The 19,107-nt window shown below is 33.6% G+C and carries 14 protein-coding genes; 6 read left to right on the top strand and 8 right to left on the bottom strand.

Features of this window, described 5'->3' with window-relative positions:
- The first annotated feature begins 259 nt into the window (after positions 1–259).
- From ilvD to acs, 5 genes are all read left to right on the top strand, one after another.
- Complete coding sequence (gene ilvD / locus BUE10_RS00775; protein ID WP_053474513.1) at positions 260–1,933, top strand: dihydroxy-acid dehydratase; 1,674 nt, start codon at positions 260–262, stop codon at positions 1,931–1,933.
- Positions 1,934–2,111: 178 nt separating this feature from the next.
- Positions 2,112–3,806 (top strand): biosynthetic-type acetolactate synthase large subunit, encoded by a 1,695-nt coding sequence (gene ilvB / locus BUE10_RS00770; RefSeq protein WP_073481252.1) that lies wholly within the window; start codon positions 2,112–2,114, stop codon positions 3,804–3,806.
- Between the two features lie 96 nt (positions 3,807–3,902).
- Positions 3,903–4,424, top strand: a complete 522-nt coding sequence (ilvN, locus tag BUE10_RS00765; protein WP_073481250.1) for an acetolactate synthase small subunit — start codon at positions 3,903–3,905, stop codon at positions 4,422–4,424.
- An 87-nt stretch (positions 4,425–4,511) separates the two neighbouring features.
- On the top strand, positions 4,512–5,981 hold the full coding sequence (gene ilvC / locus BUE10_RS00760; protein ID WP_073481248.1) for a ketol-acid reductoisomerase: 1,470 nt from the start codon (positions 4,512–4,514) through the stop codon (positions 5,979–5,981).
- A gap of 505 nt (positions 5,982–6,486) precedes the next feature.
- Positions 6,487–8,397: an acetate--CoA ligase gene (gene acs / locus BUE10_RS00755; RefSeq protein WP_073481246.1), complete on the top strand. Its 1,911-nt coding sequence runs from the start codon at positions 6,487–6,489 to the stop codon at positions 8,395–8,397.
- A 192-nt stretch (positions 8,398–8,589) separates the two neighbouring features.
- Here the strand turns inward: acs and BUE10_RS00750 are convergent, their stop codons facing one another.
- The 4 genes from BUE10_RS00750 to BUE10_RS00735 all read right to left on the bottom strand — a co-directional run bounded on the left by BUE10_RS00750 (position 8,590) and on the right by BUE10_RS00735 (position 12,359).
- Positions 8,590–9,186 carry a 3'-5' exonuclease gene (locus BUE10_RS00750; RefSeq protein ID WP_073481244.1) on the bottom strand — a complete coding sequence of 199 codons (597 nt, stop codon included), beginning with the start codon at positions 9,184–9,186 and terminating at the stop codon, positions 8,590–8,592.
- Positions 9,187–9,188: 2 nt separating this feature from the next.
- Positions 9,189–11,102: a DUF294 nucleotidyltransferase-like domain-containing protein gene (locus BUE10_RS00745; RefSeq protein WP_073481242.1), complete on the bottom strand. Its 1,914-nt coding sequence runs from the start codon at positions 11,100–11,102 to the stop codon at positions 9,189–9,191.
- Positions 11,103–11,462: 360 nt separating this feature from the next.
- Positions 11,463–11,846 carry a hypothetical protein gene (locus BUE10_RS00740; protein ID WP_073481240.1) on the bottom strand — a complete coding sequence of 128 codons (384 nt, stop codon included), beginning with the start codon at positions 11,844–11,846 and terminating at the stop codon, positions 11,463–11,465.
- Positions 11,847–11,939: 93 nt separating this feature from the next.
- The gene (locus tag BUE10_RS00735) at positions 11,940–12,359 is read right to left on the bottom strand and encodes a hypothetical protein (protein ID WP_073481238.1); all 420 of its coding nucleotides are present in this window, start codon (positions 12,357–12,359) and stop codon (positions 11,940–11,942) included.
- A 116-nt stretch (positions 12,360–12,475) separates the two neighbouring features.
- Between BUE10_RS00735 and BUE10_RS00730 the strand changes: the two genes are divergently transcribed.
- Positions 12,476–13,705 carry a multidrug effflux MFS transporter gene (locus tag BUE10_RS00730; protein WP_073481237.1) on the top strand — a complete coding sequence of 410 codons (1,230 nt, stop codon included), beginning with the start codon at positions 12,476–12,478 and terminating at the stop codon, positions 13,703–13,705.
- Positions 13,706–13,960: 255 nt separating this feature from the next.
- On the opposite strand, the gene BUE10_RS00725 is transcribed toward BUE10_RS00730, so the two are convergent.
- From BUE10_RS00725 to BUE10_RS00710, 4 genes are all read right to left on the bottom strand, one after another.
- A complete protein-coding gene (locus BUE10_RS00725; protein ID WP_073481235.1) occupies positions 13,961–15,229 on the bottom strand; it encodes an NAD(P)/FAD-dependent oxidoreductase in 1,269 nt (422 codons plus the stop codon).
- Between the two features lie 124 nt (positions 15,230–15,353).
- Positions 15,354–15,878: a GNAT family N-acetyltransferase gene (locus BUE10_RS00720; protein ID WP_073481233.1), complete on the bottom strand. Its 525-nt coding sequence runs from the start codon at positions 15,876–15,878 to the stop codon at positions 15,354–15,356.
- An 80-nt stretch (positions 15,879–15,958) separates the two neighbouring features.
- Positions 15,959–17,293: a DEAD/DEAH box helicase gene (locus BUE10_RS00715; protein ID WP_073481232.1), complete on the bottom strand. Its 1,335-nt coding sequence runs from the start codon at positions 17,291–17,293 to the stop codon at positions 15,959–15,961.
- 176 nt (positions 17,294–17,469) lie between these two features.
- The gene (locus BUE10_RS00710) at positions 17,470–19,008 is read right to left on the bottom strand and encodes a DEAD/DEAH box helicase (RefSeq protein WP_073481230.1); all 1,539 of its coding nucleotides are present in this window, start codon (positions 19,006–19,008) and stop codon (positions 17,470–17,472) included.
- Between the last annotated feature and the right edge of the window lie 99 nt (positions 19,009–19,107).

The following is a 19,107-nucleotide window of genomic DNA, read 5'->3' as shown; positions in this document are numbered from 1 at the left end:
TTAAAATTATGAATTAAATAACAAGAAGTATTGAAAATGTTGAGATTTTATTTTTTTAGTTCTTAAAGTTTCCGTACTTTTGTAACACTAAAAAAATAAAGATGCAAATCTCAATTATTATTACTTCTGTCGTTGTTGTCAATGTGTTTCGCACATCTGCATCGGGAATGGTATAAATATAATTGAAAAACTATATTACAAACCTTCCAAATACTGGAAGGTTTTTTTTTGAATAAAAATTAAAATAAATAATACAATAATGGAATTAAATAAGTACAGCAAAACCATCACTCAAGATCAAACTCAGCCAGCGGCGCAAGCGATGTTGTACGGTATTGGTTTAACTGAAGAAGATTTAAAAAAAGCACAAGTAGGGATTGTGAGCATGGGTTACGATGGTAACACGTGTAACATGCACCTGAATGATTTAGCAAAAGATGTTAAAAAAGGTGTTTGGGATGCAGATCTGGTCGGACTTATTTTTAATACCATTGGTGTTAGTGACGGAATTTCAAACGGTACTGAAGGAATGCGTTATTCATTAGTATCTCGTGACGTTATTGCAGATTCTATAGAAACAGTTGCGGGAGCACAATGGTACGATAGTATCATCGCAATTCCCGGCTGTGATAAAAATATGCCCGGAGCGTTAATCGCAATGGGAAGATTAAACCGCCCGTCAATGATGGTTTACGGAGGATCAATCCACTCTGGAAAATGGAAAGGAGAATCTTTAAATATCGTTTCTGCTTTTGAAGCTTTAGGAAAAAAAGTAAAAGGAGAAATTACTCCGGAAGATTTTAAAGGAGTTATTCAAAATGCTTGTCCGGGAGCTGGTGCCTGCGGTGGAATGTATACTGCAAACACAATGTCTTCTGCAATTGAAGCATTAGGAATGAGTATGCCATACAGCTCTTCTAATCCTGCTTTAAGTCAGGAAAAAAGAGACGAATGTCTTGCTGCCGGAGCTGCAATTAAAATTTTATTAGAAAAAGATATTAAACCAAGAGATATTATGACTCGTAAAGCTTTCGAAAATGCTATTACAATTGTAGCAGTTTTAGGAGGTTCTACAAATGCTGTTATGCACTTAATTGCTATGGCACATTCTGTTGGTATCACAATTACTTTGGATGATTTTCAGGCTATTAACGACAGAACTCCGGTTCTTGCTGACATGAAACCAAGTGGTAAATATATGATGGAAGATATTCATGAAGTTGGAGGAATTCCGGGAGTAATGAAATATCTATTAAAAGTAGGATTGATTCACGGAGATTGTTTAACTGTAACAGGAAAAACAGTTGCGGAGAATTTAGCTTCAACTCCGGATTTACAAGACGGACAAGAAGTAATTCATGAAATTCAAAAAGCATTAAAACCAACTGGAAATATTCAGGTTTTATACGGAAATCTAGCTTCTGAAGGTGCTGTAGCAAAAATCAGCGGAAAAGAAGGAGAATATTTTGAAGGACCGGCTGTAGTTTTTGAAGGTGAATTTGAAGTAATTCCAGGTCTTCAGGCCGGAAAAATTAAACCAGGTAATGTAGTCGTCATCAGGGGTTGTGGACCAAAAGGTGGTCCGGGAATGCCTGAAATGCTAAAACCGACATCAGCCATTATTGGAGCTGGATTAGGAAGCAGCTGTGCACTAATTACAGATGGTAGATTCTCCGGAGGTTCACACGGATTCGTGGTAGGACACGTTACACCAGAAGCATATGATGGTGGTGGTATTGCACTAGTAAAAGATGGAGATATAATTGCTATCGACGCTGTGAAAAATACAATCGACCTAAAGATATCTGACGAAGAATATGCAGCTCGTAAAGCGGCTTGGGTTCAACCAGCGCTAAAAGTTGACAGGGGAGTTTTACTTAAATACGCAAGGTCGGTTTCAAGCGCATCAACAGGATGTGTTACCGATAACTAGCATTCAATTACAATTTTAAAAAACAATTTCAATAACAATGTCAATATCAAAATTAAATCGCAAGAAAAGGTAAAAAAAACAAAAGATCAATTTAAAATTTATAGTTGAAATTGATTTTTGCATTGCCATTGAATTTTGATATTGAAATTGATTTTTGAGATTGAAAAAAATATACCAAATGGGAACAATTAGGATATCAGGCGCCGAAGCCGTTATTAGATGTTTATTAGCAGAAGGAGTAGACTTAATTTATGGTTATCCGGGAGGAGCAATCATGCCGGTTTACGACGAATTATATAAATTTCAGGATCAGTTACACCATGTTTTAGTACGTCACGAACAAGGTGCAACACATGCTGCTCAGGGTTATGCTAGAGCAACAGGAAAAGTAGGAGTGGCAATTGCTACTTCTGGACCGGGAGCAACAAATTTAGTTACCGGAATTGCTGATGCTCAAATCGATTCAACTCCAATGGTTTGTATTACCGGACAAGTTGGAAGACATTTATTAGGATCTGATGCTTTTCAGGAAACAGATATTATCGGAATTTCGACTCCGGTTACAAAATGGAATTTTCAGGTAACCGAGGCTTCTCAAATTCCTGAAATCATTGCAAAAGCATTTTATATTGCTCGTTCTGGACGTCCGGGACCAGTATTAATTGATATTACTAAAAATGCTCAGTTTGATGAGCTGGATTTTAGTTATGAAAAATGTACAGGAATTAGAAGTTATGTTCCGGTTCCGAAATTAAAATTAGACAAAGTTGCCGAGGCTGCTGCGTTAATCAACAGTGCTAAAAAGCCTTTTATAGTTTTCGGTCAGGGAATTATTTTAGGTCAGGCTGAAGCCGAGTTTAAAGCAGTTCTTGAAAAATCAGGAATTCCGGCAGCTTGGACTATTTTAGGACTTTCGGCTCTGCCAACAGATCACCCTTTAAATGTAGGTATGTTAGGAATGCACGGAAATTATGCGCCAAACTTACTAACGAACGAATGTGATGTTTTAATTGCCTTCGGAATGCGTTTTGATGACCGTGTTACAGGTAAATTAAGTACTTATGCTAAACAGGCAAAAGTAATTCACTTCGAAATTGATCCAGCAGAGGTCGATAAAAACGTTAAAACAGAAGTTGCTGTTTTAGGTGATGTAAAAGAATCTTTAGCTGCTTTATTACCATTATTGGATGCAAAATCACACGATTTGTGGCACAATGAGTTTAAAGAATTGGCTAAAATTGAATACGATACAGTTATCAAAGACGAATTAAACCCAGCAACTCCGGGACTTTCGATGGGAGAAACTATCGAAATGATCAACAAACACTCAAAAGGTGATGCGATTATTGTTTCAGATGTTGGTCAGCACCAAATGTTTGCATGTCGTTATGCTAAATTCAATTCAACAAAAAGTAATATTACTTCTGGTGGGTTAGGTACAATGGGATTTGCACTTCCAGCTGCAATTGGAGCCAAAATGGGAAGACCAGATCGTGAAGTTGTAGCTATTATTGGTGACGGAGGTTTCCAAATGACCATTCAGGAATTAGGAACAATTTTCCAGACACAAGTTCCGGTAAAAATTGTAATTCTAAACAATGAATTTTTAGGAATGGTGCGTCAATGGCAGGAATTATTCTTTGATAACAGATATGCATCAACAAAAATGATTAATCCAAATTTTACTGCAATTGCCGAAGGGTATCATATTAAATCTAAAAAAGTTACAAATCGTGAAGATTTAGATGCTGCAGTTGCCGAAATGCTTGCTTCAAAAGATTCTTATTTCTTAGAAGTCATGGTCGAAAAGGAAAACAACGTTTTCCCAATGATTCCAACAGGAGCATGTGTTTCAGAAATTAGATTAAGCTAAAAAAAAGGTTTCATGTTTCAAGTTTTATTTGTTTCAATCCCGATCGCTATCGGGAGTGAAACCTGAAACTTGAAACAAAAAAAACTAAAAAACAAAATGGAAGATAAAACATTTACCATATCGGTATACTCAGAAAATAATGTGGGTTTATTAAATAGAATATCTGGAATATTCTTAAAGCGACACATTAATATATTAAGTCTAAATGTTTCAGAATCAGAAATAGAAAATGTTTCAAGATTTATCATTGTAGTAAATACAACGGAGAAATGGGTTCAGAATATTGTGGGACAGATTGAAAAACAAATCGAAGTTATAAAAGCATTTTATCATACAGATGAAGAGACTATCTTTTTAGAAAATGCTCTTTTTAAAATAGCTTCAAGTTTGTTGTTTGATGAAAAACAAATTCAAAATATCATCAAAGACAGCCAATCGACGATTGTAACAGTTTCAAGAGATTTCTTTGTGATTTCAAAATCAGGAAGACGTTCAGAAATTGAAGATTTATATCAAAAATTCAAACCATACGGAATTATGCAATTTGTACGTTCGGGAAGAATTTCGGTTTCTAAAGAAAAAATGGAGATTTCATCATTGTTAGAAACCTTTAAATAAAGAATTAATATGTGATATTACACGATCACAAGCAATTATAAATAAATTAATTACTAAATTTCATTTCATTAAATATTTTAAAACAAAATGGCAAATTATTTCAACACATTACCACTTAGATTACAATTAGAGCAACTTGGAGTTTGCGAATTTATGGAGCAGTCAGAATTTGCAGACGGAATTTCAGCATTAGCAGGGAAAAAAGTTGTTATTGTTGGATGTGGTGCACAAGGTTTGAATCAAGGTTTAAACATGAGAGATTCAGGTTTAGATATTTCTTATGCATTGCGTGCAGATGCAATTGCTGAAAAGAGAGCTTCATATAAAAATGCAACTGAAAATGGGTTTAAAGTAGGTACTTATGAAGAGTTGATTCCAACTGCTGATTTAGTTTGTAATCTTACTCCAGATAAACAACATACATCTGTTGTTACTGCGATTATGCCATTAATGAAACAAGGATCGACTTTAGCTTATTCTCACGGTTTTAATATTGTTGAAGAAGGAATGCAGATTCGTGAAGATATCACAGTTATCATGTGTGCGCCTAAATGTCCGGGTTCTGAGGTTCGTGAAGAATATAAAAGAGGTTTTGGTGTACCAACACTTATTGCAGTTCACCCTGAAAATGATCCAAACGGATTTGGTTTAGATCAGGCAAAAGCTTACGCTGTAGCAACTGGAGGACATAAAGCAGGGGTTTTAAGATCATCTTTCGTAGCTGAAGTAAAATCAGATTTAATGGGTGAGCAGACAATTCTTTGCGGATTGCTTCAAACAGGATCTATTTTATGTTTTGATAAAATGGTTGAAAAAGGAATCGATAAAGCATATGCTTCAAAATTAATTCAATACGGATGGGAAACTATCACTGAAGCTTTGAAACATGGTGGTATCACAAACATGATGGATCGTTTAAATAATCCTTCTAAAATTGAAGCTTACGAATTAGCAGAAGAATTAAAAGACATCATGCGTCCGTTATTCCAAAAACACCAAGACGATATTATTTCTGGAGAATTCTCAAGAACTATGATGATTGATTGGGCTAATGACGATGTTAATTTATTAAAATGGAGAGCTGCAACAGGAGAAACTAACTTCGAAAAAACAGCTCCGCAAGATGCTCCAATTTCTGAGCAGGAATATTTTGATAATGGAGTTTTAATGATTGCTATGGTAAAAGCTGGTGTTGAATTAGCTTTTGAAACTATGACAGAGGCTGGAATCATTGAAGAATCTGCTTATTATGAGTCATTACACGAATTACCATTAATTGCAAACACAATCGCAAGAAAGAAATTGTTTGAAATGAACCGTGTAATTTCTGATACTGCAGAATATGGCTGTTATTTATTTGATCACGCTTGTAAGCCATTGTTGACTGAATTCATGAAAAAAGTAGAAACAAATATTATTGGAAAACCATTTTCAACTTCAAATGGAGTAGATAATAATATTTTAATTGCAGTTAATAAAGAAATTCGTCAGCATCCTATTGAAGAAGTAGGAGCATGGTTGAGAGAATCAATGACGGCAATGAAAAAAATTGTATAATAAATTTGGGAATTTCCACGCATTCCGAATGTAGTGGAATTTGCTCTGTATCAATGTTTTAAATTAATATTTTGAATTAGTAAGCACTTATTAAGAAAATAGATATAGATGCATTTTGCATTCACTTAACTTCTGTGAGACAAACAAGTTAAGTGAAGCGGATCCCTAAAATTGGGGTATATTTTTTAATTAAAAAATATACTTGTTGAAATTTCTATTATAATTAATAAAGCTGCTGCTATTTTCAAAGTAGGGAAAGCATTTGTAATGCAGAATTACAAAATTAATTGTTATTGAAATTTGTTAAATAAAAAGGTATGATAATTTCTTTGTCATACCTTTTTTGCGATTTAGATTTTTTCTTAAATTGTCTTTTTTTAGAATAACTTTAAAAAAAACGTATATTTTATTTATTATATGTTTTTTTTATACAAAATTTATGAATTAAATAATTTTAAGAATAGACGCATATTTAATACATTTATAAAAAAAATTCCACAAACCTATGAGTTATTATAAAATTGAAAATTTAGAACAATATTTTAAACATTACAATAAGTCAATAAGAGAGCCAAGAAAATTTTGGGGGAAAATTGCCGAAGAAAACTTTACTTGGTATCAACAGTGGGAAAAAGTTGTTGATTTTAATATGGCTGATGCCGAAGTAAAATGGTTTACTGACGCTAAAGTTAACATTACCAAAAACTGTATCGACAGACATTTAAGCAAAAGAGGAGAAAAAACGGCTATTATATTTGAACCGAATGATCCGTCTGAAAGTGCTTTACATATAACTTATAACGAATTATACGAACGAGTTTCAAAAATGGCGAATGTTTTGCGTGAGCAGGGAATTCGTAAAGGAGATAGAGTTTGTATTTACTTACCAATGATTCCTGAATTAGCAGTTTCTGTTTTGGCTTGTGCCAGAATTGGGGCAATTCACTCAGTAGTTTTTGCCGGATTTTCTGCTTCTGCGGTTTCTGCAAGAATTACCGACAGCGAATGTAAAATGGTAATTACATCTGATGGAGGTTACAGAGGAAACAAAACAATTGATTTAAAATCTATTGTTGACGAAGCCTTAGATACTTGTCCGTCAGTTTCAAAAGTTTTAGTGGTAAAAAGAACAAAAACAGAAGTGGCAATGAAAGAAGGTCGTGACATTTGGTTACAGCCTTTATTAGATGCAGCTCTTGACAATAGTGTTGCTGAAATTATGGATGCCGAAGATCCTTTGTTTATTCTTTATACTTCAGGATCTACAGGAAAACCAAAAGGAATGGTGCATACAACAGCTGGATACATGGTTTATACGGCTTATACATTCAAAAACGTATTCAGTCACGAAGAAAATGATATCTTCTGGTGTACGGCAGATATTGGATGGATTACAGGACACTCATACATTTTATACGGACCATTACTAAATGGCGGAACAACCGTAATTTTTGAAGGAGTTCCTTCTTATCCTGATTTTAGCCGTTTTTGGGATATTATCGAAAAACATAAAATCACACAATTTTATACAGCACCAACAGCAATTCGTTCATTAGCAAAAGAAAGCTTAGATTATATTCAAAAATATCCTCTAAAATCGCTTAAAGTTATTGGATCTGTTGGAGAACCAATCAACGAGGAAGCTTGGCACTGGTTCAACGACCACGTAGGAGATAAAAGATGTCCGGTTGTAGATACTTGGTGGCAGACAGAAACCGGAGGAATCATGATTTCGCCAATTGCTTTTGTAACGCCAACAAAACCAACTTATGCAACGTTGCCATTACCTGGAATTCAGCCGGTTTTAATGGATGAAAAACGTAATGAAATTGAAGGAAACCAAGTTGTTGGAAGTTTATGTATTAAATTCCCTTGGCCAGGAATCGCCAGAACAATCTGGGGAGATCACCAACGCTATAAAGACACTTATTTCTCTGCTTTCCCTGGAAAATACTTTACAGGCGACGGAGCTTTAAGAGACGAAGTTGGTTACTACAGAATTACGGGTAGAGTAGATGACGTTGTAATTGTTTCTGGTCATAATTTAGGAACAGCTCCAATCGAAGATGCAATCAACGAACACCCAGCAGTTGCAGAATCTGCTATTGTTGGTTTCCCGCATGATATTAAAGGAAACGCTTTATACGGTTATGTAATCCTGAAAGAAACAGGAGAAGTTAGAGACAGAACAAATTTATCAAAAGAGATCAACCAATATATTTCTGACCATATTGGGCCAATCGCAAAATTAGATAAAATCCAATTCGTTTCTGGTTTGCCAAAAACACGTTCTGGAAAAATCATGCGTAGAATTTTACGTAAAATAGCCGAAGGTGATAATTCTAATTTTGGAGATACGTCAACTTTATTGAATCCGGAGATTGTAGAAGAAATTTTTAATAATAGAATTTCTTAATTCTAGAATTTATAGTTATAAAAAAAATGCCTCTTAAGTTTTTTAAGAGGCATTTTTTTATGTGTTTTTATTTTACAAAGAATATATTCGAAAAGATATGTCAGGCTGAGCGAAGTCGAAGCCCCGCAAAGTGATTCTGTATGAGTGGGCTTCGACTTCGCTCAGCCTGACGGCTGTTAATGTTTAGGATTTTTATTTAATCCCCAATCTCGACTTCAGCTTCAAAAACAAAAGCCCAATTTTATAAGCATCCTCTGCAGAAGAATTTCTGTCGCTTTTTGGGATTTTATAAATCTCGCATAAATCGTTTAAAGAAAACTGCTTGTCATTAATATCGGTTAATTTTCGATACATAACATCAATATCGAGAGCTTCATTTTTTAATCTTCCGCAATCTAATCTTTCGAGAGCAGCGTTTAGCATTTCAATATCAAAATTAATATGATGACCAACCAGAACTGCATTTCCAATAAAATTTATAAACGCTTCTAAAGCCTCAGCTTCAGGCATTTTGTTCATTTTACTTTCGATGATAAATTCATTAGAAATTCCGTGTTCTTCTAAAAATTTATACTGAAGTAAAACCGCTTCAAAATTTTCCTTAATTACAATACTTTCGTCAATAACCGAAAAAGCCCCTAAAGATAAAATAACATCCTTATTAGGGTTTAAGCCAGAAGTTTCAGTAGACAAAACCACATATTTGGTTGGTTTTGCTTCTAATTTCGTTAAGTAATCTTTCCAGAATTCCGGATATTCTTTATTAATATTTTTGATCCAGTCTAGCATATTTATGAGAATTGTGTAAGTTGAAATTTACTCTTAATTAGTTCCTCAAGGTCTTTCATCGGGGTTAAAGCATTTTTTAACTTCTCTTTGTCTGTTTTAGACATTTCTCTTAAATTAATATATTGTCCGGAATCATCATTTTTCAAACCTTCAACAGTTCTAAATTTTGAAAGCGTTAAAAATGCTTCGGCACAACTTAAATATATTTCAGCATTTTTAGAATCTGTAATCGCTAATTGTTTGAATCTTAAATAAGTATTTTTGATTCCTTTTATATTCGCGTTCAAAATTAATAAACGCGCACTGTCAATAAGCGGCATTAAGGCACGGGTTTTAATGTCGAATTTCCCTTTCTGCGGGCCTTCTTCTTCAACAATGAATTTTTTAAAGAAGCTCAAAGGAGAATTTCTCTTCAAGGCATCGTTTCCTAAAAAGTCAAAGAATAAAGTATTGTTTACGGCATTTTTGAAAACTACATTTTCTATAACTTCTTCAATTTTAGCTTCGCCAATTACGATCTCATAATCAAAGAAAATACTGCTCAAATCGTTGCTGTTTTCACCTGGAGTATTCATCCAGCTGTTGTATTGTTTTGTCCAGTCACTCAATGATTTACACCATAACATATTACTTCCCATGTGGCCGTTTGGACAATATTCGTAACCCACTTTTTCAAGTATGGCAGTTGTTCTTTTTGCCAGTCTTAAAAAGTAATCTTTTACCTCACGATATTTCTCAGGGGCAACATCTTCAAAAATTAAAATACTATCCTGATCTGTCAATAAAAGCTGTTCCTTACGCCCTTGACTACCAATGCTTAACCATGCAAATCTGGCAGGAGGGGAGCCTAAATCTAAAATTGACAATTCTACCGCACGTTTAATAATGGCAAGGTTAATTTCGCTTGCAATATTACTAACATGAGAAATTGGTATATTTTTCTGAATCGAATTCTGAATCAAATCTGATAAGCGATCACGAATTTGTTTTAAATCTTTTGGAAGCTGCGAGCGCTTAATTTCTTTAATTAAAACACCAGGGTTACTAGCTTGAGCCACAATTAAATCGTGTTCAGAAATAATTCCTTTTACAGCAGATTTACTTGTTCCGTCTTTAGTCACACAAAGGTGAGAAACATTATGTTTCAGCATTAAAAGCTGAGCTTCGGCCAGAGAAACATTTTCAATTACCGTAACAACCGGAGAAGACATTATTTTGTCAATTGTCTCCGTAATTGGGTAACGTCCAGTTGCAATTTTTGAAGATAAATCGGCGTGGGTAACAATACCAATTGGGTTATTCTTTTCGCAAATTACAATATTATCCACCATAGATTCTGTCATTAAAATGGCAACATCTTTTACAATATGGTGAGATTCTGTTGTTAATGGAGAATTATTATAAGAAAGAGACTGAATATACTGCATCTCATTCTGCTGATCCATGAAATTACTATCAGGATCTAATTTTCCGTTAGAACGGGAATTATCTCGTGTATGTCTTGAATTTACTGCGAAACTTTCCAGTAAAAAGTTTAAAACATCTGAATTATTAGCTACAAACGGACGGAAAACAGCAATTGGAATAGCATAAACAATACTTTCTTCACGTGCTTTTGCCGTCATCATATAGTTGTTTTTGGCAAAAAACGGGCGTAAACCAAAAATATCTCCTTCGTGGCATTTGTTTATAATAGTTTCCTCAGCATCAGCAATTGTTGTTAGATTAATGATACCAGAAGCTACAACATAAAAACTGTCGTGAAGCGGATCATTATTTTGGAACAATACTGCATGTTTTTCTAAATTAATGACACGAATATTTGTAGCGATATCTGATAATTCCTGAAAAGTTAAGTTATCAAACGGCGGGTATTCTTTTAAAAAATCTGCAATATGCTCAGCAATTGTATTCATATATGGTATAATATCTTTTAAAATATTGAATGTAAAAATAATAAAATAAACTCTTACAATGAAAGCATCTTGATTAGAATCTAATTATTTTAAAGAAATGTTAAGATTTACTGAATTCAAGGCTTTCAAAATGTTTATTTATGAATAAATTTTAAACAATTGATTGATTTTCATTGTTGTAAGTATAGAGGTTAATAGCTTATTAAATTAAATTATTCAATTTATGTTGTTTAAGGCTAGAGGCAGATGTTTAGATTATCCAGCTTAATAATAATGAGCAATAGATGTATTATTGTCATAATTTCCTATTTTACATAATATAAATTATAGTTCAAAAATAGATAAGCCTTTAATAGAGCTTTATTCGTGTAATTTCCTCATAATTAGCTCTTTTGGTACTAAATCATTTCCGCCTCGTTTTCTAAATTGTATTACATTATCTTCTACAACTAAAACTGCGCTTGAACTTGATCCGTCTTTATTTATTAGTTTTATTTGAGCTGTGTCACCTAATGGATAAACATATCCGGTAACGTCTAAAACTCCTGAATTTAACTCTTTAGAATCGCTTGCAACTTCTGCAGTTCCAGAAATCATATAATTTGACTGTGCCATTGTAATGGTAAATACATATTGTTTTTTACAGTCTTTACATTTTTCTGATCCCCATGTGCCGGTAAATTTATTGGTTTGCGAATAAGATTGAAAGTTTATAAGAATCAGGAATAAAATAATTTTTTTCATAAATTTTAAAATATGCAGAATTATGATTCAAATATAAATGAAAAAAAGCATCACATAAATTTGTGATGCTCTATATTTCCCGTATTTGAGAATTTAATTTAAATTTTTCAAATAAACGGATTTTCCGTTAAGTGAAACTTCAATCTGATTTGTCTTTTCGGTAAATGTTGTTCTCAAAACATTTCCTTTAAAAATTGACACGTCGCCGTAAACTTTTCCAGTTTCATCAGAAACATATTCAAATAATAATTTTTTATTGTCTGGTTCAATTCCAAGTTTATAGCTTGAAAATTTCGTTCCTTTTAAATCAAATTGCTGCTGTGAATCGATAATCTTTCCATCAGCATAAAAATTCGTAATCGTTTTGCTTAAAGTAATATCCGGATAATATTGATTTACTTTTGTTAGTAATGCATATTGCTCAACATTTGCATCTTCTTGTTTGGATGAAATGGTTTGAGCGAAAGAAATTGTTGTAAAAAGAATGGCCAATAATAGAATATACTTTTTCATATTTTTAATTTTTTAAGATTACTATGTTACGTTTTAGATATTAAATACGTTTAACATTTACTACAAGGTATGAAATCTTTACCTTTGCAAAAAATTATAAGCCTTTTTTTAAGAAAATGACAACAAAAAAATATATTCAGCTCATCCTCATTTTAGGTTCTTTAACAGCACTTGGCCCTTTTTCTATTGATATGTATCTGCCTGGTTTCTCTGATATTGCTAAGGATTTAAATACTTCTGTAGCAAAAGTTTCAATGAGTTTATCCAGTTATTTTATCGGAATTTCTGCCGGACAATTACTTTATGGTCCATTATTAGACCGTTTCGGACGTAAAAAGCCTTTATTTATTGGGTTGATGGTGTATATTTTAGCTTCTTTAGGCTGTGTATACGTTGCTGATATTGATTCCTTTATCTTCTTACGTTTTATTCAGGCTATCGGAAGTTGTGCTGCAACAGTGGCTTCTGTTGCTATGGTTCGTGATTTGTTTCCTGTAAAAGATATTCCTAAAGTATTCTCTTTATTAATGCTTGTTTTAGGGCTTTCGCCGATGCTGGCACCAACAATTGGTGGTTATGTAACGCAAGATTTTGGATGGCATATTGTATTTCTTATACTATTTTGTATGGGAATTGCCATTTTAATTGCTTCTCAAGTTGGTTTGCCAAATAGTTATAAACCAGATCATTCTATTTCTTTAAAACCAAAACCAATTATTTCAAACTTTTTAAAAGTCCTTAAAGAGCCTCAGTTTTATACTTACGCATTTACCGGAGCAATCGCTTTTTCGGGATTATTTACTTATGTAGCGGCCTCACCTATCATTTTTATGGATATTTACCATGTTGATGCTAAAACATATGGATGGATTTTTGCTTTTATGTCTGTTAGTTTTATTGGTTCAAGCCAGTTAAATTCGGTTTTATTAAAGAGATTTTCCAGTGAACAGATGATTTTTGCCGCTTTAATTTTGCAATCGCTGATTACTATTGTATTCCTGATACTTTCTGTAAATAACCTTTTAGGATTGTATTCGACAATTGTAATGTTGTTTTTATTCCTGGGCTGTTTAGGAATTTCAAACCCAAATACTGCCGGACTTACAATGGCTCCATTTGCTAAAAATGCCGGAAGTGCTTCGGCTTTAATGGGCGCTATTCAATTAGGATTAGGGGCTTTAGCTTCATTTGCTGTGGGAATTTTTGTTAAGGATTCTGTTGCACCAATGGTTCTTATTATGACCGTTACTACAATTATTGCTTTTGTAGTTTTAAATATCGGAAAACGTTTTATTAAAAATAAGATTGAGATTGCTGAAAGTGATGATGTGGTTGTTGGGCACTAAATAGTTAAATTCCATTTTTTTTAAATTCCAAATTCCAATTGTATTGTAAATAAAAAAGCCAGAAAAATGACAATACTTTGTGAGCCTTCGACTTCGCTCAGGCTGACAACATAAATAACTTAATCTCACGCGATGTCAGGCTGAGCGAAGTCGAAGCCCTCTCAGTGTGACTAAACCCGATAGGTTTTTAAACACAAAAAAATCCAAACTCCGATAATTGGAATTTGGAATTTAAAAATTTTGGAATTTAAAACTTTATTCCAATTGTTGTTTCTTATCTGGTCTAATAATCATTCTAAGAGATTGATCTCTTGCGAAATACGCAACCATCCAGTTCCAGAAAGTATTCAGTCTGTTTCTGTATGTAATTAAAGAAATTAAGTGAATAAACAGCCAAATAATCCAGGCAAAGAATCCTTTAAAATGCCATTTCGGACTTGGTAAATCAACCACGGCTTTGTTTTTTCCAATAATCGCCATTGAACCTTTATCGTTATAAGCAAATGCTTTCAAAGGTTTATTTTGAGTCATTGCCTTGAAGTTTTTAGCCAAATTTAATCCTTGCTGAATCGCAACTTGTGCAACCTGTGGATGTCCGTCAGGGAAATTTTTATCACCAGCAGAAATTGCAGTATCACCAATAGCATAAATGTTGTCTAAACGATTAACCTTACTATATTGATCTGTAGCCATACGTCGGCCGCGGCCGTAACTTTCTTTCGGAATTCCGTCAAAAAGTTTGGCAGAAACTCCAGCCGCCCAAATTAGGTTTTTGGTTTTGATTGTTTCTCCATTTTCAAAATGTACCGTATCATCGACATAATCAACAACACGAGTGTGCAGTTTTACAACAACGCCAAGTTTTGTAAGGGCTTCCAGAGTATCTTTTTGAGACGCTTCACTCATTGGCGACAATAATGCATCTCCTCCGTCGACTAAATAAACATTACTGGCAGATGTTTCTAATTCCGGATATTCTTTCAATAGAATATTTTTTCTCATTTCGGCAAACATTCCAGAAACTTCAACACCAGTTGGTCCGCCTCCGGCAACAACAATCGTTAATAATTTACGTCGTTTACGAATATCTTTAGTAATAGCCGCTTTTTCAAGGTTTTTAAGCAATGCATTTCGCATTTCGATGGCATCATTTAAAGTTTTCATCGGGATAGCGTTTTTCATTACGTTTTCCATACCAAAATAACTCGTTTCGGCACCCGTTGCAAAAACTAAATAATCGTATGTTAATTCGCCGTTGCTCAGAATGATTTTATTTTCGGCAGGAACTACAGATAGTAATTCACCTAAACGAAACTGAAGGTTCTTTTTACCTGCAAAAAATTTTCTAAAAGGATAACTAATACTTGATGGTTCTAAAAAAGCGGTTGCAACCTGATATATAAGCGGAGGAAAAAAATTATAATTGTTTTTATCTACAAGGGTTACTTGTATTTGAGGATGGTTTACAAGTTCTTTTGCGAGATTTATTCCTGCAAAACCACCTCCTATAATGACTATATTCATACGTATTGTTTTATTAAGTAGGATTTATGAGTAAAATTGTTTTTGCCTTAGCAGTTCCATAAATTTAACATTTTAATTCCAAATACGAAACTCAAATTAGAGTTTTGTTTTCCTTTTTTGAGAATTATTCAGTCAATTTAAGTTTCATCATAATATCAGTTTGTTCATCATTTCCAAGTTTAAAAATGTGTTTGTTAAACTCGATAAAACCATTCTTTTTATAAAAACTTAATGCACGATGATTTTCTTCCCAGACTCCTAACCAAACATAGTCAGCATTCTTTTCTTTGGCTATTTGAATCGCTTTTTCATAAAGTAATTGCCCGACTTTTTTTCCGTGAAATTCTTTTGAAACATAAATTCGTTCAATTTCAAGGGATTTTTCGTCCTGCAGTTCAGTCTGCGATTCTCCGAAGTTTATTTTTAAATAACCAATTGTGTTATTACCAAGAACGGCGAAATAAAATTGAGAGTTTTTATTCGTTAGTTCTTCCGTCAATTTTTCTTTAGAAAACTTTTCATCTAGATAAGTGAGCATGTTTTCTTCAGAATTATGTTCTGAAAAAGTCTCCTGAAAAGTTTGTCGGCCAATTTTTTGTAATTGGTCAATATCGTCAAGTGTAATCTCGTTTATATGAATATCTTCCATTCTAATTTATGCTGTATTTTTAGGATTAAAATTCCGTATAAAATTACAACATAAATCAGCAGATTTAGAAGCTTAAAGTCTTACTTTTTGAATTTTTTAACAGGCTTTTCTGTAACTTCAATTTTGTTTTGCAACACATAATTGGCTAATAATTTCTCAATCAGTTCCTCTTTTGTAAGATGATGAAAAACGGTTTTTACCTTCGTTTTCAAATCAGTCGAAATATCGTGATTTGGTTTCGTTTTAAAGATTTGTTTCGCCCATAAAAGTGTATTGTTTTCTTCAATACTCAAGGCCGAAGGTTTTTGAAATTTGGTAAATTTAAGACCCAGTTCTCTTTCAAAATCAGCAATTTCCGCTACTTCCTCTTCTTGCAAAACAGTTAATGAAAGTCCCTTTGCTCCTGCTCTGGCAGTTCTTCCGCTTCGGTGAACATACGTTTCGTAGGCATCCGGTAAATGGTAATTTACAACATAAGAGATTTCTTTTACGTCAATTCCTCTCGCTGCTAAATCGGTTGCAACTAATATATTGATATGTCCTTCGCGGAATTGCTCCATGATTCTGTCACGAATTCCCTGTGATAAACTTCCATGAATTGCACCCGAAGAAAAACGGTTTATCGCCAGATTTTTGGCTAATTTATTAACGGCAGCTTTTGTTTTACAGAAAATTATACCGCGTTCTCCATCTTTTGAATTTAGAAAATGCATTAAAACATCTAATTTTTCAATTGGATCAACTACAATATATTCGTGATCTATTCCTTGGTTACCAACAGTTTCCATATTGGCACTTACCTGAACTATATTTTTATTTAAGTAATTCTGAACCAATTGTTTGATTGTTCCCGGTAAAGTAGCTGAGAATAATAAAGTGCGGTGTTTTTTAGGGATTTCAACCAGAATTTCATCAAGGCTTTCTTTTAGAATTGAAACCATTTCATCGGCTTCATCTAAAACTAAAAATTGGGTTTGTTTTAAATCAACCGCTTTTCTTTGGATCAAATCGATTAAACGTCCCGGAGTCGCCACTATAATATGTGTTGGCGATGTAAGGCGCTCAATTTGAGGCTTTATCGGAATTCCACCGCAGGTTGCTGCAATTGAAATATTAGGAATATATTTTGAAAAATCTTCTAAATTTCTAAAAATCTGATGTCCTAATTCTCTTGTTGGAACTAAAATTACAGCTTGAACTACAGGAGATTCCGTGTCAATTAATTGCAATAACGGAAGCCCAAAAGCAGCTGTTTTTCCCGTTCCGGTTTTGGCTAAACCAACAACATCGTGGTTTTCAGACAATAAAAGCGGAATTGTTTTTTGTTGAATTTCCGTAGGTTCAACAATGTTTAATTCGCCTAAAGCTTTTAAAATTGGCGCTGAAAGTCCTAATGTTGAGAATTGTTTAGACATGTTTTTTATTTTAGATTTTAGAGTTCTGATTTTAGATTTGCTGCAGATTGATTATTATACAAGCTGAAACTAAAAATCTTTGTCAAAGTTTCAAACTTTGACAAAGATCATACATTTTATTTAGTTCAGAGTAACAACTTGAAACATGAAACCTGAAACTTTTTTAACCTTTATTCTTAATCCGGTTCGTTCATGATTTTTTCGCGGTATTTTTTACCTACTAATAAGGTCAATCTTTGCTTGTAATCATCCAGAAGCCATTCGCGGTAGTTTTTACTACACTGACTTAAACATTTTGCGTAACGTTTAATTCGGCATTCAATATCGTCTTCTAATTCTCTTGATAAAGCTTTTGCTTCCTGAAGCGTTTCAGTATTATCAACACACATTGCGGCGTGCTGCTCAAGCGATTTATCTAAAACAATTTTCGAACGTAAATTTTGTTTGATTGCCAGTTTGTGTTCTTCTTCAACATCAAAAGTAACATCAGTGGTTTTGCTGAATTTTGCTCTTAATTCTGGCGGCATGCTGTATTTAAAGAACATTTCGATCTCAGTATCGTCTCTAAGATTCTCCAAATAAAATTCTGGAGATTTAAAAATGTGCTGCCAGTTTACCGGTTCGCTCCATAAACCAAAACGAGCGGCGTTGTTTCCTAAATCGATTACTGTAAACTCGTCTTTACCAGGTAATTTACGAGATCCACGACCAATCATCTGGAAATATAATGTCAATGATTTTGTTGCTCTGTTTAAGATAATGGTCTCAACTGTTGGCTCATCAAAACCAGTTGTTAAAATTCCGACAGAAGTCAAAATTGCATCAGGAGTTTTCTTGAACCAGGCCAAAATATCTTTACGCTCTTCAGAACTGCTTGTATTATCAAGGTGTCTGATATCGTAACCAGCTTCTCTAAAAGTATCATATACATATAATGATGTATGAATACCGTTATTGAAAATTAAAGTTTTCTTGCCTAAAGAACGTTCTGTATACGCATGAAGCAATTTTTCCTGCATTAAGGAATTGGTATACAGATCATCAGATGATTTTACGGTATAATCTCCGTTGATACCTACTTTTAATGAAGTCAAACCAACATCATAACTATAGGTTGTTGCTCTGGCCAAAAATCCTTTGTCGATCAATGAACCAATAGTGTCCCCAACGATAAGTTCGTCGTAGCTTTGGTGCATTGGTAATTTTATGTTTGAACTCAAAGGTGTTGCTGTTACTCCAAGAATAAAAGCATTTTTAAATGAGTTTAATAGTTTTCTAAATGAGTTGTAATGTGCCTCGTCAATAATCACCAAACCAATATTGTCAAGGTGCAGTTTTTCGTCGTTGATACGGTTTTTTAAAGTTTCAACCATGGCCACGAAACAAGAATAATCATTTTGGTCCGGCAATTCTTTTACCTTACTGTTGATTATTTTATTGCTTACGCCAAAGCCTTTCAACATTTTTGAAGTTTGTTTACAAAGCTCAATACGGTGTGTTAAAACCACCACTTTTTTGTCATTATGAGATAAATAACGACGCACAATTTCAGAGAAAATTACTGTTTTCCCGCCTCCAGTTGGCAATTGATACAATAAATGATGTTTTTGAGGAGCATTGTCTAAGCGGTCAAAAATGGCATCGATATCGCCTTTTTGGTATGCATAAAGTTCTTTTTTCTCTTCTCTTTCTATTTCTAAAGTGTTTTGAGACATTGTTTATTTTTGGATTTTTGCAAAAATACATCTAAAAAACAGTTATTCATCTTATTTTAACCTAAAATAAATGATTTTTTTAAATAAGATTTTTTATAG

It is taken from the genome of Flavobacterium sp. CF108 (assembly GCF_900129795.1).
Classification (GTDB): Bacteria; Bacteroidota; Bacteroidia; order Flavobacteriales; family Flavobacteriaceae; genus Flavobacterium.
This window is presented reverse-complemented; position numbering and strand designations above follow the sequence as displayed.

What these genes read in the sequence shown, in the direction of transcription:
- ilvB (WP_073481252.1), top strand. Translation starts at nt 2,112, where the DNA reads ATGGGAACAATTAGGATATCAGGCGCCGAAGCCGTTATTAGATGTTTA.
- ilvN (WP_073481250.1), top strand. Translation starts at nt 3,903, where the DNA reads ATGGAAGATAAAACATTTACCATATCGGTATACTCAGAAAATAATGTG.
- BUE10_RS00735 (WP_073481238.1), bottom strand. Translation starts at nt 12,359, where the DNA reads ATGAAAAAGTATATTCTATTATTGGCCATTCTTTTTACAACAATTTCT.
- ilvC (WP_073481248.1), top strand. Translation starts at nt 4,512, where the DNA reads ATGGCAAATTATTTCAACACATTACCACTTAGATTACAATTAGAGCAA.
- acs (WP_073481246.1), top strand. Translation starts at nt 6,487, where the DNA reads ATGAGTTATTATAAAATTGAAAATTTAGAACAATATTTTAAACATTAC.
- BUE10_RS00720 (WP_073481233.1), bottom strand. Translation starts at nt 15,878, where the DNA reads ATGGAAGATATTCATATAAACGAGATTACACTTGACGATATTGACCAA.
- BUE10_RS00710 (WP_073481230.1), bottom strand. Translation starts at nt 19,008, where the DNA reads ATGTCTCAAAACACTTTAGAAATAGAAAGAGAAGAGAAAAAAGAACTT.
- BUE10_RS00745 (WP_073481242.1), bottom strand. Translation starts at nt 11,102, where the DNA reads ATGAATACAATTGCTGAGCATATTGCAGATTTTTTAAAAGAATACCCG.
- BUE10_RS00715 (WP_073481232.1), bottom strand. Translation starts at nt 17,293, where the DNA reads ATGTCTAAACAATTCTCAACATTAGGACTTTCAGCGCCAATTTTAAAA.
- ilvD (WP_053474513.1), top strand. Translation starts at nt 260, where the DNA reads ATGGAATTAAATAAGTACAGCAAAACCATCACTCAAGATCAAACTCAG.
- BUE10_RS00725 (WP_073481235.1), bottom strand. Translation starts at nt 15,229, where the DNA reads ATGAATATAGTCATTATAGGAGGTGGTTTTGCAGGAATAAATCTCGCA.
- BUE10_RS00730 (WP_073481237.1), top strand. Translation starts at nt 12,476, where the DNA reads ATGACAACAAAAAAATATATTCAGCTCATCCTCATTTTAGGTTCTTTA.
- BUE10_RS00750 (WP_073481244.1), bottom strand. Translation starts at nt 9,186, where the DNA reads ATGCTAGACTGGATCAAAAATATTAATAAAGAATATCCGGAATTCTGG.
- BUE10_RS00740 (WP_073481240.1), bottom strand. Translation starts at nt 11,846, where the DNA reads ATGAAAAAAATTATTTTATTCCTGATTCTTATAAACTTTCAATCTTAT.